The organism is Mycolicibacterium chitae, assembly GCF_900637205.1.
GTDB lineage: Bacteria > Actinomycetota > Actinomycetes > Mycobacteriales > Mycobacteriaceae > Mycobacterium > Mycobacterium chitae.
In genome coordinates, this window is the sequence record NZ_LR134355.1 from 4686554 (window position 1) to 4703044 (window position 16491).

At 64.9% G+C, this 16491-nt stretch carries 10 protein-coding genes; 3 read left to right on the plus strand and 7 right to left on the minus strand.

The annotated features are described in order from the left end of the window. Position 1: 1 nt before the first annotated feature. Positions 2-1387, minus strand: coding sequence for an HNH endonuclease signature motif containing protein (locus tag EL338_RS22440; RefSeq protein WP_126335750.1), 1386 nt, complete (start codon positions 1385-1387; stop codon positions 2-4). Positions 1388-1596: 209 nt separating this feature from the next. Between EL338_RS22440 and erm the strand changes: the two genes are divergently transcribed. Next, a complete protein-coding gene (gene erm, locus EL338_RS22445) occupies positions 1597-2361 on the plus strand; it encodes a 23S ribosomal RNA methyltransferase Erm (RefSeq protein ID WP_126335751.1) in 765 nt (254 codons plus the stop codon). Here the strand turns inward: erm and EL338_RS22450 are convergent. Next, positions 2354-3136, minus strand: a complete 783-nt coding sequence (locus EL338_RS22450; RefSeq protein WP_235666256.1) for a fructosamine kinase family protein — start codon at positions 3134-3136, stop codon at positions 2354-2356. The genes erm and EL338_RS22450 overlap by 8 nt on opposite strands. Before the next feature lie 80 nt (positions 3137-3216). On the opposite strand from EL338_RS22450, the gene EL338_RS22455 reads away from it, so the two are divergent. Continuing rightward, complete coding sequence (locus EL338_RS22455) at positions 3217-3783, plus strand: dihydrofolate reductase family protein (protein ID WP_126335753.1); 567 nt, start codon at positions 3217-3219, stop codon at positions 3781-3783. Between the two features lie 56 nt (positions 3784-3839). Here the strand turns inward: EL338_RS22455 and EL338_RS22460 are convergent, their stop codons facing one another. Both EL338_RS22460 and EL338_RS22465 read right to left on the minus strand, forming a co-directional pair. Then, the gene (locus tag EL338_RS22460; protein WP_126335754.1) at positions 3840-6158 is read right to left on the minus strand and encodes an alpha/beta hydrolase family protein; all 2319 of its coding nucleotides are present in this window, start codon (positions 6156-6158) and stop codon (positions 3840-3842) included. Positions 6159-6863: 705 nt separating this feature from the next. Further along, entirely contained in the window at positions 6864-9920 is a 3057-nt protein-coding gene (locus EL338_RS22465) for a PE-PPE domain-containing protein (protein WP_163791887.1), read from the minus strand. Positions 9921-10661: 741 nt separating this feature from the next. On the opposite strand from EL338_RS22465, the gene EL338_RS22470 reads away from it, so the two are divergent. Next, positions 10662-11483 carry a hypothetical protein gene (locus EL338_RS22470; protein WP_126335756.1) on the plus strand — a complete coding sequence of 274 codons (822 nt, stop codon included), beginning with the start codon at positions 10662-10664 and terminating at the stop codon, positions 11481-11483. 56 nt (positions 11484-11539) lie between these two features. On the opposite strand, the gene EL338_RS22475 is transcribed toward EL338_RS22470, so the two are convergent. From EL338_RS22475 to EL338_RS22485, 3 genes are all read right to left on the minus strand, one after another. Beyond that, positions 11540-13987, minus strand: coding sequence for a PE-PPE domain-containing protein (locus tag EL338_RS22475; RefSeq protein ID WP_126335757.1), 2448 nt, complete (start codon positions 13985-13987; stop codon positions 11540-11542). An 849-nt stretch (positions 13988-14836) separates the two neighbouring features. After that, complete coding sequence (locus EL338_RS22480) at positions 14837-15661, minus strand: SDR family NAD(P)-dependent oxidoreductase (RefSeq protein ID WP_126335758.1); 825 nt, start codon at positions 15659-15661, stop codon at positions 14837-14839. Positions 15662-15709: 48 nt separating this feature from the next. Then, a complete protein-coding gene (locus tag EL338_RS22485; protein ID WP_126335759.1) occupies positions 15710-16390 on the minus strand; it encodes a YoaK family protein in 681 nt (226 codons plus the stop codon). Positions 16391-16491 lie beyond the last annotated feature (101 nt).

Here is a 16491-nt window from a genome sequence, read left to right on the forward strand (position 1 = left end):
GCTAGCCATCGGGGTCGGCCTCGCTGTCCGGGGCCATCAGGTTCTCCGGGTGGTGGTAGTCGTTCACCCGGGGCGACCCGTCATCCAGATGCGGCGGCGGTATCCATTCGCAGCGGCCGTCGGCCCGGATCCGGGTTTGGAACCCGCCGGGTTTGACCTTGCGGTTATCCGACCCGCACGCCAACGTCAGCTCCTCGATGTTGGTGTTGCCGCCGTCGATCCAGTCCCTCGCGGCGTGGTGGACCTGGCATTGGTAGGCCGGGGCGGTACAACCGGGCGCGGTACAGCCGCGATCGCGGCTGTAGAGGACGATGCGCTGCCCCGGCGACGCGGTGCGGCGGCTGCGCCCGAGGTGCAGCGGGATTCCCTTGCCGTCGAAGATCGCCAGGTAGTGATGGGCGTGCGAGGCCATCCGCAGCACGTCGGCCATGGGTAGCAGCGAACCGCCCGCGGTGACGGCCTGCCCCGCCGCGGATTCGAGGTCCTTCAGCGTGGTGCTGACGACCACCGTGACGGGCAGGCCGTTGAGTTGTCCCAGATCCCCGGTGGACAGCGTGATGCGTCCGGAGGCCAGCAGGGCGTCGTGGTTGCGCTGGGCCGGGGTCCGCAGATCACCCTTGACCTGCGCGTCGCTGGGAGCCCCTTCCACACAGGGGGTTTCGTCGTCGAGGTTGCACATCCCGGGCGCGGACAGCTTGGCGAAGATCGCTTCGAGCACCGCGCGCGCCTCCGGTGTGAGCTGCCCGGAGATCGGGGACATGCCGTCGGCGCCTTGGCGACCGAGGGTGACGCCGCGGCGGCGGCGCCGGTCGGCGTCGGTGTAGGTGCCGTCCTGGTCGATGATCGCCTGCAGCCGATCGGCGACCTTGCGGAACGCCTCAGGGTCCAGGTTGGCCGCGTGACGGGCCAGCTCACGTTCGGCGGAGAGCTTCGTCTCGAAATCCACGCTCACCGGCAATTGGGTGAAGAACTTGCGGATCTTCGCGATGTGTTCGGCCCCGATGGCACCCTCGGCCTGACCGCGGGCCACGTTCGGCATCAAGGGCTCCAGCGGTTCGCCGGTCAGCGCGATCCGCGGTCCGAGGTCGGCGGCCTCCTCCACGCGACGCTTGGCATCGGCGGGACTGATCCGCAGCCGCATCGCCAACGCCCGCGGCAGCTTGGCCCCGAGTTCCTCGGCGGTGGCCTCGGCGGCCAGCCGGTTGATCAGCCGATGCTGCAACACCGGCGCCTTGCGGGCCAGATTCTCCCGCCGCGCCAGCACCGTCAGCATGTCCGCCGTGTTCAGCGCGTCGAGCTGGACCGCCGCGAGCTTGTCCTGGACCGCCTCGTACTCGTCGAGCAGGGCGATGATCCCGTCCCGATCCGAGCACGTCGCGGTGGCCATACTCGAACAGTAGTTCGACCCACCGACAAAAATCGGATGCGGCGGCGCAGCTGAGCCCACTACCCTCGCCGCCATGGGTACTACCGCGATCGCCGTCATCCGGATCCGTCGCTTCTAGCGGCGGTCCGACCTCTCACGCTCCGCCGCTCCGGCCTGCCAGCCGGGCGGGTTTCGTCCTGCCCGGAAGATCCCATCTTCGCGGAGCACCTATGCCCACCTATCGTGCCGGCCGTCACGAACACGGCCAGAACTTCCTGAACGACACCGCCACCGTCCGCACCATCGTCGACGCCGTCGGGCGGACCCACGGACCGTTGATCGAGATAGGTCCCGGCCGCGGCGCACTGACCTTCGAACTACAGAAGCTGCGGCGCCCCCTCACGGTGGTCGAGATCGACGACCGCCATGCGCGGTGGTTGGCATCGCGACTGAAAAACCATGTGTGCGTGGTCAACGACGACTTCATCCAATGGTCGTTGCCCGCACATCGGCACGTACTGGTGGGCAATCTGCCCTTTCACCAGACCACCGCGATGCTCCGTAAAATGCTGCACGCCCCTGCGTGGACGGATGCGGTGCTGCTGGTGCAGTGGGAGGTCGCGCGCCGACGAGCCGGTATCGGCGGGGCGACCATGATGACCGCCCAGTGGTGGCCATGGATGGAATTCACTGTGCACCAACGTGTCCCGTCGTCGGCATTTACGCCGAGACCGTCGGTGGATGCCGGGCTGCTGGTGATGTCGCGACGGACCACGCCGTTGCTCGATCGCAAGCACAGCCGTCGGTACCGCCAGTTTGTCCATGCCGTCTTCACCGGGCGCGGTCGCGGCCTGCCGGCGATCCTGAGCCAGGTGTGCGCTCACAAGTCCATTCGGGCGTGGCTATCTCGCGAGAGGATCGGGGCGTCCGCGCTACCCAAAGACCTGTCGGCGGGCCAGTGGGTGGAGCTGTTCTCGATCGCGGAACTCAGCTGAGCACCAAGGCTTTACGAGCCGCGTCGTGGGTCTGGTGGGCGTATCCGCTGCCGAACATCGCCACGTGTGCCAGGAGCGGGTAGAGCTGACGCATCCGGATCCGTTCCCGCCAGCCCGCTCGCAGCGGATGTTCGCGCTGATAGCCATCCACGACCGCGTCGAGGTGCGGACAGCCGAACAGGTGCAGCATCGCGAGGTCGGTCTCGCGGTGGCCGCCGTAGCAGGCCGGGTCGATCAGCACCGCGGACTTCGTGGTCCAGATGACGTTGCCGTTCCACAGGTCGCCGTGCAGCCGAGCCGGGTCATCGTCGTCGTCGTAATCGCCTGCGCCGCAGCGCGCTATCACCGCTTCGATGTCGACGATGGCCTCGCTGCGCAGCGCTGCCCGGGCCAGGTCGAGCATCGGCGTCAGGCGCTCGTCGGCGTAGAAGCGGCCCCAGCTGTCGTGCAGTCTGAAGGTCATCGGCAGCGGGTGTTGTAGCGGACCGAAGAAGCCCGGGCCATCCCAACCGTCCGGGGCCGCGCCCCAGGCCCGGGCGCCGGCGTCGTGCGTCGTGGCGAGGGCTTTCCCGAAAGCCCGCGCGGCGTCCTCGGTGGGCGGTGCGGACTCGAGCCGCACCAGCGTCAGGCTGGTGTCGTCCTGGGCGACCACCTCGGCGCAGGGGGCACCGTGCGCCTCGGAAAGCCAGTGCAGGCCAGCGGCTTCGCAGGCGAAGAATCCCGGCGGCGCGGCCAGATTGCGCTTGGTGAACGTCTGCACCTGATGAGTATGCAACGCTGCGCAGCGTCGATGATGCGCACCACCTCTCGCGTGGCGTCGCGATGAGTTTCGCTCTCCGGTGCAGTCTGACCGGCATGGGCAAACTCATCTATGGCTTCAACGTGTCGGTGGACGGCTACATCGCCGATGCACAGGGCAACATCGACTGGTCCGAGCCGAGCGAAGAACTGCATCAGTACTGGAATGACTTCGAACGGGAGACGGCCCTATCGTTCTACGGCCGGCGGCTCTACGAACTGATGTCCGCGTATTGGCCGACGGCCGACCAGGCCCCGGACGCCGACCCCATGATCGTTGACTACGCCCGCGTCTGGCTCGACATGCCCAAGGTGGTGTTCTCGCGCACCCTGGAGTCCGTCGACTGGAACTCCCGCCTGGAACGCGGCGATCCGGTCGAGGTGGTGACGAAGTTGAAAGCCGAGACCGAGGGCAACCTGGAGGTGGCCGGCGCGACGCTGGCCGCACCGATCGTGCGGGCCGGGCTGGTGGACGAATACCGGCTCGTGGTCGCGCCCACCGCCGTGGGCGGCGGCACCCCGTTCCTCCCGTCGTTGCCGTCGTGGATCTCACTGCGGCTGTTGGAGAACCGCACCTTCCCGGGTGGCACGGTCCTGCTGCGCTACGCGGCGAGACGCGATTGATCGGCTGACAAGAAGTGCCCCTGCCGAAGCAGGGGCACTTCTCTCGTGTGTTGAGGTCAGTCGTCGGAGTCGGACGTGTCGGCCTTCTTCTCCTGCTTCTTCGGGGTCACGGCCTTTTTGACCTTCTCCGCGGTGTCCTTGACCGACTTCTTGATGTCGTCGCCGGCCTTCTTCACCGCCTTCTTGGCCTTGTCGCTCGCCTTCTTCACATCAGCCCGCACATCGTCGCGAGCCTCCTTCAGATCCGCCCGCACCTTCGCGATCGACTGCTGCGCCCGCGTCTTGGACACCGGCTTCGAGTCCACCGCCGCGTCATCGGCGGCGACCTTGAGTTCCTCGACAACGCCGGCAACCTCTTGATCACCAGTGGCGAGTCCGTCGGCGAACTGGCCGGCGGCCTGCTCCAATCCCGCCGAGACGTCGTCGACGACATCCTTGACGGGCTTGATCGCCTGCCCGACGGGCCGTTGTAGATCCTCGAGCTGCTTCTGGCTGAGCGTCACTTCCTCCGGCAGGTGCTGCTCAACTTCACCCAACAGGTCAGACACCCCGGCGCCCAGTTCACTGCTGACCTTGGTAATCACGTTTCCCGGCACGGGTATCGCTTTCGCGAGAGCAGTGGAGACTTCCTCTGGCACCTCGATGTCCAGTTCAGCGAGTAGCTCTTGCACCCGTCCCACGGTCCGCCAGCCGACGTCGGTTAGTTCGGCGCCGATTCCAGCGCCCAGCACTGCGATCAGATCGCCGGCGAGTTGTGCACGCTCCGCCCGGGTCAGCGTTTGTGTGCCGAACAGAAGGTGCTCGTGCATCTCGTCGTACGTGCGGTCGTAGGTGATGACGCCATCGGCGTCGACGTTACGAACCACGTCCGTATAGGCGATATTGGTGAGCACCTTCAGGAACGGTTCCACGGCATCGGACAGCGGGGTGTTCACGTCTTCGCCGGTAGCAGTGCTGAGCAATCCAGCGACCAGACGTGACGGCGCCAACAGCGGCAACTGCTCCTGCGTCAGGGTCCCGTAGATCGTGCCGTCCGGAGCGACGTACATCTCGAGGCCCGGCGCCCCCTCGTCGAGATTGAGCAATGACGCTCCAAGGGTGAGCACCAACAGCGACGCCGCGGCAGAGTTCGCCCACGCCACCGGATTCGCCGTGACAGGCGCGTCCGAGAGCGGGTCGTACTCCCAAGTCAGGTCCGTCTTGAGTGTCACAACAACAGGATTGCCATCGAGATCCTCGATCGTCGCGAGCAACGTTGCAATGTCGGTGAGGTCTTCCGGCAGACCGCCCTGCCCCGTCAACAGTGCGGCAAGGTCGAGGCCTTCCAAGCCTTCGGGCAGCACGTCCTCCCGTTCAGGCGACACCGGATTGACGCCGTTCACTTCTTCGTAGATCGGCGCGAACCGGGAGTACAGGCCGCCGTTGGGCCGTCCGGGGTTGCGCAACAACGTCAGGGTAAGCAAGGTGACGTCGATGACGCCGCCGGGGATAACGTCGACCGCAGGGCCTTCACCGGGCTTGTCGGGATACGGAATCGACCCCTGACTCAAAAGCCATACGCCTGGCGACGCCTCAATCAATAATCCGGTGCCCACACCCACGTTGGAAAAATTGCGGACGAACTCGCGCGCCGCCGGATCGTTCTCATCGATGATCACGATCTTGCGCGGACCCGTTTCCGCGGTGCCGACTTCCACGTCGCCGCGGCGAACGGCATCGATGAAGTTCTTGTACGCCACGCCCGCCGCAATCGACCCGTCGCCGTAAGCGATGATGTTGGTGTTCGACAGGTAGGTCGTCCAGTTCAGCAGCGGCGCAGCCACTCTCGCCAATGCCTTGTCGATCCCGCCTACCTGGGAAATGTAATCATTGAGGGCGAAAACATCATCGACGCTGAGCCCACCCAGATTGTTCAGGTCGACTCCGGGGTCGCTCGGCGACACCCACCGGCCGTTGCTCCAGCCGGTGGCTGTTCCCGTCGCTCTCCGGTTGAGGATATTTCCACTCCAAGTAACGTCCGAGTCCGCGTTGGCCGGGTTGAACCACGTCGCCCACCGCGGTGCCAAATCCTCTTCGGAGACGGGGTCCAGCCCCCAGGCGATCAGCGGATCGGTGTCCTTGCCCGCGCGAATCGCCGCTTCGATGGCAGCCGCGTCCGACGGAAGCGTCGAACCCTCGCCGATCCCCATCCAGTCCGGGAATCCCACGAAGTACGTGTTGCTCGATACCGCGTTGGCGATCGGCGGCGTCAACCCCACCGACACCGCAGTGGCCACCGCTGCGCCGACCAGGACGGCCTTCTTCGTCTTGGTCCCGTCGATACGACGACGCCGCGCTCGCGCGGTTTCCCTCTTTGCTGACTTGAACGTGCGCATACAACTCCCCCATACGTTATTTTGGCCAGCAGTGACCCCACGCCACTGCGCCTCAGGTTTAGCTAAGGTTTGGCCGGCCCTGCGCCGGCCAGGAAGCCGGCTATCCGCCGACTCTGGAAAGTTCTGTCCTGCTTGATATTCAGCAGTCCAAGCGGATCACGAGCGGCCCGACGGCCACACGTCCCGCCTGCCCCCTCAACAGCTTCGCTTCAACGTCGCCCCCGACCCCTCAGGTAATTCTCAGCAATGTGGCCATGAAGCTACCTGGCAACTCTGACATCCGCATCCGCAATCGATAGTTAGTGTGGACAATTTGTGCGACTGCAAGGAATTTCACCCACCGGCGACCGCCGCGTCGACGCCCGATTTGATTGCCTCAGCAACGACATCATCGAACTGGCCCGGATCAAGGACCGATTGCCAGAATCAACGTTGGTGCAAAATTTGCCAGGTAGCACCCCTCAACCAAGCGGTCGAGCGGGTAGCCGCCCACCGGTGCTCCCCGTCCCGGGGTGCATCACTCCGGACAGCATCCAGCACTGAGCCACCGGCACAGCTCGCCGAGGAACCTCGGCGAAATTTGGTCACGTTTCGACACGACGGTGACATTTCAGCAAGCGGCATGCGCGTCGCCCCAAGCCCGCCTCAACGACAAAAGAAGTGCCCCTGCCGCGGGGCAGGGGCACTTCTTATCTGGGTAGTTGGTCAGTCGTCGGAGTCGGACGAATTGTCGGCCTTCTTCTCGGACTTCTTCTTCGGGGTCACGGCCTTCTTGACCTTGTCCGCGGTGTCCTTGACCGACTTCTTGATGTCGTCGCCGGCCTTCTTCACCGCCTTCTTCGCACGGTCACTGGCCTTCTTGACATCAGCCCGCACATCATCGCGAGCCTCCTTCAGATCAGCCCGCACCTTCGCGATCGACTGCTGGGCCCGCGTCTTGGACACCGCACTCGAATCGGACTGCGAACCGGCGGCCTCGTCGACAAGCACCAACTCGCTGTCGGCACCGTCGGTCGGATCCAGCTCGCCCTGGTCCTCGGTGTCGGTGGAGGCGACGGTCTCGGCGGCCGGCTTGGCCGCCTTGGCCTCGTTGCCCGAGTCACGCTGCCCCGAGACCAGCTGCGTCTGCTGCTGCTCGTTGCCCGAGGACGGCGCCTCGATCTCCTTGTGCTCGGTCAGATCCACCGCATCGGCCACCTCGGTGAGCACATCGCTCACCCCCGAGCCGAATTTCGAGCTCACCTCGGTGATGGCGTTGCCCAGCACCGGCACCGACTTGACCCACGCCTCCCGCAGCTCGGACGGCAACTCGGCATCGATCTCACCGAGCAGCTTCTCCACCCGCGCCAGGAAGCGACCGTTGACGTCGGTGATCTCCGCACCCAGACCCGCGCCCAGGATGGCGATCACATCGCCGGCCAGCTGCGCGCGCTCCGCCGGAGTCATCGTCTGCGTACCGAACAGCGTGTGCTTGTGCATCTGGTCCAGCGTGCGCTCGTAGGAGATGGTGCCGTCGGCGTTCTCCACGCGCTCCCAGTCGGTGTAGGCCACGTTCGTCAGCGTCTTCAGCAGCGGCTCGAAGGCGTCGGCGAACGGGGTGTTGATGTCCTCACCGGTGGCGGTCTCGATCGCCCCGGCCAGCAGGCGGATCGGCGACAGCAGCGGCAACTGGTCCATGGTGACGGTGCCGTAGATGGTGCCGTCGTCGGCGACGTAGTGCTCGAAGTCAATATCGCTGTCTTCGTAGTTCACCAGCGCGGAGGCCAGGTTCACCGCCAGCAGCGCGGCCGCGGCAGAGTTGGCCCACGCCAACGGATTCGCGGTCACCGGAGCATCGGAGAGCAGGTCGTACTGCCACGTCAGGTCCGTCTTGATGGTGATGACCATGGGCTTGCCGTCGGCACTCTCCAGGATGGCCACCAGGTTGCCCAGGTCGTCGATCTCGAAGTCCGGTACGCCGCCCTCGCCGAGCAGCAGTTTGGCGATGTCGAGGCCCTCCAGGCCCTCCGGCAGGACGTTCTGGCTGTCCGGGGACACCGGGTTGTTGCCCGTGAGCTGCTCGTAGAGCGGTGCGAAGCGGGCGTATAGACCGCCGTTGGCGCGGCCCGGGTTACGCAGCAAAGCCAAGGTGAACAGGTGAAGGTCGATCACCCCGCCCTCGACCTCGGTGTAGGCCGGGTAGAGCGGATTGCCGTCCTCGTCGGTCGGCATGTCCGGGAAGTTCAAGTCGTCCGGCAGCGGGTAGGACGTGATGACCTCGTCCCAGCCGCCGTCGCCCGCACTGTAGTTCTGCTCGCGCACAACGCGGTTGCCGTCCTCGTCGGTGGTGATGACGATGTAGCGGCCGTCGGTCTGCGGTTCGCCGGCCTTGATCTCACCGGACTGCACCGCGTCGATGAACTTCTGGTACGCCAGCCCGGCGGCGATGGCGCCGTCGCCGTAGCCGATCAGGTTGGTGTTGTAGACGTACGCGGTCCAGTTCAGCAGCGGGGCAAGGAATCCCAGATCACCCGACAGGTAGTAGGCCAGATCCCGCGTGCTCATCCCGGCCAGCGCGCCCAGGCTGGACAGATCTCCTTCGAGCAGAGCCTCGAGGTCCAGGTCCTGCAGTCCGATGATGTCGTTGGTCGGAGAAACCCACTGCCCGAGGGTGTTGGTGGTCCAACCGCCCGGGATCCAACCGTAAACGGGTCGGGTCTCGGAAATCTCCTGCGGGATGCTCGGATCGATCAGCGCCTCGGCGCGCTCGTCCCAGCTCGCGCCGGGCAGTCCGAACATGGTGCGGTCGAAGTCGTAGTCGACGTTACCGACGTCGATGGTTCCCATTTGATCGGTCAGCCAGTTCCAGGCGCTGTTCCAGAGGGAGTTACGGTTGGGCACCCACGACGGCAGCGGGTTGCCCGGCTTCGTCAGTCCCAACTCCGCGGGGTCGATCTCCACCGGATATGAGCCCTCGTACACGCCCGTTTCCAAGAAGGCGTCGAGAGCCTCGGGGTCACCCTTGAACGGGTTGTCGATCGTGACGGTAGTCGTGATCGGCGCGCCGAGCGACTGGCCGCCGATCTGCTGGCTAGACCAGTTACCGAGCAGACTCCGAAGACTGAGTCTGGTGCCAACGATAGGGACCGTGTATCCGTCGTTCCACCAGCCGGGTTCCTGCACCGTGTAGGAGAGGGTGATGTTGATCTTGTCCGCCTCGAGAATCGCGTCGCGGTCCTCTTGCATGACCTGGGCCAGGGCGGCCTCGAACGCAGCCTGATACGCCGGGTTGTCGACCATCACCTCCTCGGTCCCTATCTGGCCCTCGTGGCGCGGCGTGTAGTACTGGTCGCGCTCGGAGTTGGTCAGTTCGTCGAGATCCAACTGACCTATCAGTGCCGCAAGATCGCCGGCGGACAGGTCACCGAGGTCAATGTCGCCCAGGTTCAGGCCACCGAGGTTCGGGTTGTACCACTGCACCCACTGGGGGTTGAGCGCGACACCGCCGGTCCCCCACCCGACCAAAGTAGCCAGTGGCTCAGTGCGGTCGTTCAAGATCGCGTTGTAGATCGCCTCGGCGTCGCTGTCGATGTTGTTGATGCCCAACCAATCCGGTGCCCCGACGATGTAGGTCGCGGCCTCCGCCGAGAACGGGACGACGCTGATGGCCATGGCGCTCACCGCGGCCAGACCGCTCAACGCGACCTTCTTGGTCCTGGCGCCGCCGAGCCGACGACGGCGCGCTCGCGCGCTCTCCTTGTTTGCTGACTTGAACGTGCGCATACGACGCCCCCTTCTCGTTGGTGGTGCTTGCTCGGCTGAGATGGGACTATTCATCTCAGCTTCAGCTCAGGTTTTCGCGGTCTTGGCCGCGATCCAGCCACGCTTGGCGGTGACTTGGAAAGTTCTGCCCGACTTGATATTCGGTGATGGACAGCGGCGCGGGAGCGGTCGCACACCGCTCGGGCCGCGCAATGCTTTAGTCGCTTCTCATCGAATCTGACCCGACCCCTCAGGAAAATCTCAGCTTCTACTCACCCCGAAGTTACACGGTGAGCACGACGCTTGCATCCGCAATCGGCGGTTGCTGGTAATTTTTGTTGCATACGCAAACACCGGGGATGACGCCGGCGTAAATGCCATGCCTCAGACGCCGCCATTGCCGCGAAATCTACTGGAACACCGAATAATTGCTAGCTTCACTGGCGTATGAGGTTTATGCAGTTCATCAGCAAATGATGGAGATCCCACGCCGTTTGCCTGTTTTGCATGACCCGGCGCCAAGTTGCTGGAAGCTTTCGTGACGCAGGTTGCGGCCGACAGCATGGCACGGGCCAAATATTGGGAAAAACTTGCGTCTGCACGGACCCGCAATGAACCCCGTAATCCGCTCACACCACTGCACTCGACGCCAAGGGCCCGCGCTCCGCACCCTGGTAGCCCACTACCCACGCCACGGGGCGCCACCGCCCACGCTGGGTCAGACCTGGCTCGAACACGGCCACAGCACCTGAGGAGCAACCCGTGACCACCATGACGCCCGACGCAGCGCAGCGCACCGACCACGACTTCTGGCACCGCAGCACGACGGACCACACGCCGGCCGAACGCGCCCTGGTGGCGCGGATCGATCTGCCTCGTCACGGCCTCATCGAGTACGTCGACGCCAGGCGACCCGGCGCTGGGGGCCAGGTGGTCATCGTCGCGGTGGACAGCCCCGCGGCCGAGCGTGCGCGCTTCCTGGTCGAGGTGGCCGGCGCGACGCCGCTGGAGGTGTTCACCGCCCTGGCGCCGGGCGACGAACCGGCACCGCCGCGCCTGCTCGAAGATCACTTGTGCCGCGCCCGCGCCGATACCGCGCTGCCCGAGCAGCCCCGCGCGTTGACCACTTCCGCCGTCTTCACCACGCACCAGCCGGTACGCACGACGTTCTATGAGATCTACTCCGACCATTGTTCGGACGACCCGTTCGGCTGCGCCTACCCCCATACCTTCTGGAACCATTGGGCTTTCGTCGACACTGCCCTCGACGGGGACACCCTGGCCATCGAGGACAACATCACCGCCCCGGACGGCTACGGCTTCATCGACGGCCGTATCAAACGCTCATTGGGGCTGACGTACTTCTCCCGCCATCGCACTGGCACGCCGCTGCGGGTGTGGCTCGAGAGCGGTCCCGACGGCGACCTGCCGCTGATCTGGTCGGCCACCTTCGACGAGCCCAGCTTCGTGTGGTTCCGCACCTCCCAGCTCGCCGTCACCAGGGGCGGCACGCACCTCCATTGGTCAGGTCTCAGCGGTGCCGGCAACCACGTGCGCCTCATCGGTGCGTGGGGACCGACCTGAGCCAAAGAAAAACACCGCCCCGAACCGGTGGCTCGAGGCGGTGTCTCCCTGTTTGCTTAGGCGGCGTCCTTATTGGTGTCCGCCTTCTTCGCGGACTTGTTGTCGTCGTTGTTCTTCTCGCTGTCCTTGTGGCTACCGCGCAGCTTGCTCAGACCATTGTCGACGTCCTTCTTCAGTCGGTCGACACGGTTCTGCACGTTGGCGCCCACCTGCTTTGCTGCGCCTACCACGTCACCCTCACGCAGCTCCTTGCCGACAAGCGCCGTGCGCTCGTTGGCCTTGCGAAGGCTGTTCTGCGTCTTTGTGACTCGCTTCTCCGCACGGTCACCGGCTTCGTCGGCGGCCGCCTGCAGTGCCTTGCGCGGGTTGAGGGCGTCCGCGACCTTCTCGGCACGCTCAGCCAGCGCAGTATTGGCAAGGAAGTCCGCGCCGGTGCCGGCTTCCGGCACAGTCGGGGCTTCTTCTTCCGCAATCTCGGCATCAGGCGCTTCCTCACGGGCGGCCGCGACCGACACCTTGTCCTGGTCCTCGTTGGCCGAGAGCGCGGAAAGTCCGCTCAGGCCCTCGGCCGCCCCGACGGGGTTTCCACCAATCAGGTTGTTGAAGGCACGGTTGCCATCCATCAGCGGGCCGGACAGATCGATCCCGAGGTCCCGGATGCTGTCGCCTGCATCGGCCAGCAGGTTGTCGGCTTGCGCGGCGGCTTGGTCGAGTTGCTTGGCGAAGGAAACGAGGGCCGCATTGCTGTCGACCGCGTCGAACAGCGGGTTCAACTGGCTCTTGAGCTCAAGCAAGGCGTCGCGCAGGAAGCCGGCGACCGCCACGGTCAACGCGTTGCGGTATACCGCATCACCGATGGCCGAGCTGCCGAACAGCTTCAGCTCCTGGTCCTCCGGCCTCAGGAGGTTGCCGGTGATACCGGTCTCCACACCATCGCCGATGAGCGCATTGAACAGGGCCTGCGGAGCCTGCAACCCGGCTTCGAAGCTGACCGGGTTGGTCCAGAACTTCGCCTGGGTGCCGCCCTCATCGAAGCCGCGGACAAACGTCGGGATCTGACCGACACCGGCGCCGGTCAAATTCACATCCTGGTAGCCCATGGCGACCAGCTGGGTCAGAAAGCCGTTGAATGACTCGCTGCCCGGTGTGGAGATGTCGAAGCCGGGCAGGTAGCTGATGGTCCGCGGCAAGAACTGGAACGGTTCGAGCAGCGGCAGGTTCCCGGAGTCGTAGGTGATGTAGAGGTTGCCGTCCTGGCCCACATTGTCGTGGAAGAGCTCGGTGATGTCGCCGGCGGCCAGCAGTTGCAACACGGTGTCCAGGCTGATGTTGCCGCTGACGATGTCCTCGACCACAGCGGCGAGTTGCTCAACGTTCTGTGGGATCAGGTACGTCGGCATCAGCGCGCCGGTAGCGGAGTTCGCCCACGCGACCGGATTGAAGATCGTGGACGGCGCGTCCGACATGATGTCGTAGGCCGCGGTGATGTCCCAGAAGGTGACGTTGCCGTTGCCCTTAGTCCCGTCGACGTTGGACATGTTGATGCCCACCAGGCTCGAGAGCGGAGTCAGCATCGCCAGGATGCCGCCACCCGGCCGCGACGTGTTTCGGATCGGGATGATCAGGACGACGGTCTTTGCGAACTGCTCTTCCTTCAGGAACGACGGCGCGGTGATCGCGGCGTTCGTGCCGCCGAGACCAAAGGTGGGGATGATCGCGATTCTGTCGGCCGAGGACGAGAAAAGTTCGAATAAGTCGATGTCAATGTCTGGGAGCGGCCAGGGTAGGTCGAGATCGACGCCGACATCGATGACCTGCCCCGGAACGTTCAGCGGGACCATCTGCAGGAGGTCAATGACCGCCTCGATGTTGTCGGGCAACAATGCACCCGGGATGACGTCGAGCAGACCAGTGTTCAATTGCGCCGATTTCAACACAGTGAGCAGCAACTGAGTACCGGCATCCCCTTCGAGGCCGGCAACCGCGTCGTAAGTTCCTGCGGGTCCCAGTGCAGGTACCGCGATCTCCGGAAGAGCGAGTTCGATGCCGCTATTGAGATCGGGCAGCAGTGGTATCAGAGCCCGCAGTACCGTGTTCAACGAGTCGGGGATCAAATCCGGCGGCAGAAGTGTGATCCCCTCCTGCGCAGCTTCCAGAGTCGCAGCCAGGGCGTCTAAGGTCGCCCGGAAGGACTCACCCTGCTCACCGGGGATGAGCGCGGCGACCGACCCGAGTGTCCGCAGCGCACCCTCAGGGGTGCCCGCACCAAACAGCCGGGCGATCTGAGCGCCCGGCCCCACCGGGTAGATGCCGATCGACGCCGACAGCGCCACGTCCTGGCTCAGCGACGTCGAGACCGCCTGGTCGCGATCGGCGAGCACAGCACTCGATGCGGCGGTGGTCCCACCAATGGTCAAGGCCGCCGTCGCTGCAACAGCCGCGGCGGTGACGGCGGCGGCTTTGGCCTTCGCCAAACGGGGCGGGGTGGGAACCGAGTTCGTCATGGACACTCCTGCCGAGGCTGTGATCTTCGTTACAAGTTTGAGACACTGTAGCAAACCATCTCAGGCGGCTCTCAGCATCGCAGCGTTTTGCTCAGGAAAGTCGAAATCGCAGGTCTGAGCATCGTTACCGATGGTTAAACAGTTGATCAAGCGGTTCACCACCACGCGGAGTGCTTACAACCGCAAAAAATCAGCAAAACGAGACCGTCGAGTGCGAAATTCGTAGCCGCGATCTACCGCCGTGCCAGCCGGTTTGTGGTGCTACAGAGAGCGGAAAGCCGGTCTGGCACCTCGAAATCCGCAGCGGTCCCGATCCATAGTTCGGGCAAACGTTTTGGCATCCCCGACGCCGCCGGCCACAGCGCGAAAGAAACGCCGGCGGTCACGAGCCCGTCGGCCAGAAGATGAGTTCGTCCATTCCCCACGGCTTCTACCCCGCCGCCGGATTCACCGGACCCACACATGAGCGTCACCTCCGGCCTTATCGACCGGAGGCGACGTCCTCCCCCCCCAATTTTTGTGCGAAGGCTAGGCGACCGATCCCCTGACCTGAGCGCGCCTTGACATGGCCCCCACCATGCCTCCGGTCAGTCGGTGTGAGGTCGAGGCTGTTTCCATCTCAACCCTCCTGCCTGACGTTCTGAGCTGCATTCGCAACACGACGAAGTTAGCAAACTGTTCAGGTATATCTCAGCATTAACAGGTTTTTCTCAGGAACTTCTAAAATAGCTGGCAGCAACCCCTAATCCGCACCCCCGAGGCGCGATCCGCAAACTTGAATCATGCCAAGCTGACCCCAGAGTAAGGATGCCAGCAAAACTTCTAGCGGCACGAAATCCGTAGCTGTAGCTACGGCTGGCCGAACAACTTCCGCACCAGCAGGTCGGAGACGAATGACGGCACGTTCTTCATCACGGCCAGCTGCAGGCTCGGGACCAGGCCCATGGTGTACCGCGCGTTCGGGCGCTTGGCGGTCAGCGCCTCCTCGACCACCTCGGCGACGGTCTGCGGCTGCACGGCCACCCGCTGCGACAGCGGGATCATCTTTCTAAATCCCGCAACGTGTTTCGCGTACAGCACGCGCTGTTCGGCGGTCATGGCCGACTCCAGATCGTCGGCGGTTTGCGGCGCGGTCTCCCACATATCGGTCGCGGTTTGCGCCGGCTCCACCACGCTGACGTCAATGTGCCACGGCTGCAACTCCATTCGCAGCGCGTCGGCGGCGGCCTCGAGGGCGAACTTCGACGCGCAGTACGCGCCGAGCAGCGGAACCGAAATCTGGCCGTTCACACTGGAAATGAATACAACTCGTCCGCGGGCGGCGCGCAGCCTCGGCAACACCGCCTGCGTCACGGCCAGCTGCCCCACCACGTTGACCTCGAGCTGGCGGCGCAGATCGTCGAGGGCGACGGTCTCCAGGGGTCCACCCACCACGATGCCCGCATTGTTGACCACCGCGTCCAGCCGCTGCGGCAATCCGTCATCCAGGGCCGCGATATGTGCGGAATCCGCAACGTCGAGCATGATCGGGCTCACCCGCGGCAGGGATCCGATGGCCGCGGCATCGGCCTCGCTGCGCACCCCGGCGACGACGTCCCAGCCCAGCGCCCCAAGGTGCGCCGTGATCGCCCGGCCGATACCACGGGCGGCTCCGGTCACCAGGACAGCAGGCATGGGACCGACACTAGCCGAGCCACGGATTCCGCAGGCCGACGATGAGACTCACGAATCCACCGCCGGGCCGTACCGGAAAATGAGCAGCGCCGTCAGCACCACGGCCGCGGCCAGCGCAATCACCGGCGCCACGGTGAACCGCGTCATCGTCGCTCCCACCGCGGCGCCGGCCAGCATCGTGAAAACCACGGTGTAGCGCAGCCTTTCACGCTCCCCCGTGCCGCCGGCCAGCCGGGAGTCCACGCCCAGGCCCACGATCGTCGACGTCAGCACCGTGGTGCTCAGTTCCTGCACCCCGAACTGGCGTGCGGCCGCGTTCTGCGAACCGAAGGCCAACGCCAGGCCCGCGATCAAGATCAGCTTGCTGTTGTCGTTGTAATCCAGCACCCCGGCGCCGGCCAATCCCGCCAGCACCATCAGCAACACCGCTTCGACGCCGAACGTCACCGTGAGCCACAACCGCGTCCGCTGCGCCAGGTGCCGGGCGAACCGGCCACTGAGGACCGTGCCGGCCAGGAATCCCACGAACGCCACCACGGCCGCAGTCAGGTCCACGCCGGAATGCGGCACGAACCAGAAGCCCAGAAAGATCACGTTGCCGGTCATGTTGGCGACGAAGACGTGGCCGAGAATCAGGACGCTGACGGCGTCGACGAGGCCGGTCGCAAAGGTGAGAAGTAGCAGCGCTGCGGTGGTGAGTTTCTCAGACACCGGGGAGGCGACGGCCATAGCGCCAGTATCGCCTGCCCGGTGTCCGCCCCCGACCTGGTTTGGACGAATCGGGACGATCCGTCCTCAGCAGCTCGTACCAAAAAATGTACACGGGTGTG

Bases quoted from the DNA above. Each gene is read 5' to 3' on its own strand.
- EL338_RS22440 (WP_126335750.1), bottom strand. From the start codon at position 1,387: ATGGCCACCGCGACGTGCTCGGATCGGGACGGGATCATCGCCCTGCTC.
- EL338_RS22455 (WP_126335753.1), top strand. From the start codon at position 3,217: ATGGGCAAACTCATCTATGGCTTCAACGTGTCGGTGGACGGCTACATC.
- EL338_RS22475 (WP_126335757.1), bottom strand. From the start codon at position 13,987: ATGACGAACTCGGTTCCCACCCCGCCCCGTTTGGCGAAGGCCAAAGCC.
- EL338_RS22485 (WP_126335759.1), bottom strand. From the start codon at position 16,390: ATGGCCGTCGCCTCCCCGGTGTCTGAGAAACTCACCACCGCAGCGCTG.
- erm (WP_126335751.1), top strand. From the start codon at position 1,597: ATGCCCACCTATCGTGCCGGCCGTCACGAACACGGCCAGAACTTCCTG.
- EL338_RS22465 (WP_163791887.1), bottom strand. From the start codon at position 9,920: ATGCGCACGTTCAAGTCAGCAAACAAGGAGAGCGCGCGAGCGCGCCGT.
- EL338_RS22460 (WP_126335754.1), bottom strand. From the start codon at position 6,158: ATGCGCACGTTCAAGTCAGCAAAGAGGGAAACCGCGCGAGCGCGGCGT.
- EL338_RS22480 (WP_126335758.1), bottom strand. From the start codon at position 15,661: ATGCCTGCTGTCCTGGTGACCGGAGCCGCCCGTGGTATCGGCCGGGCG.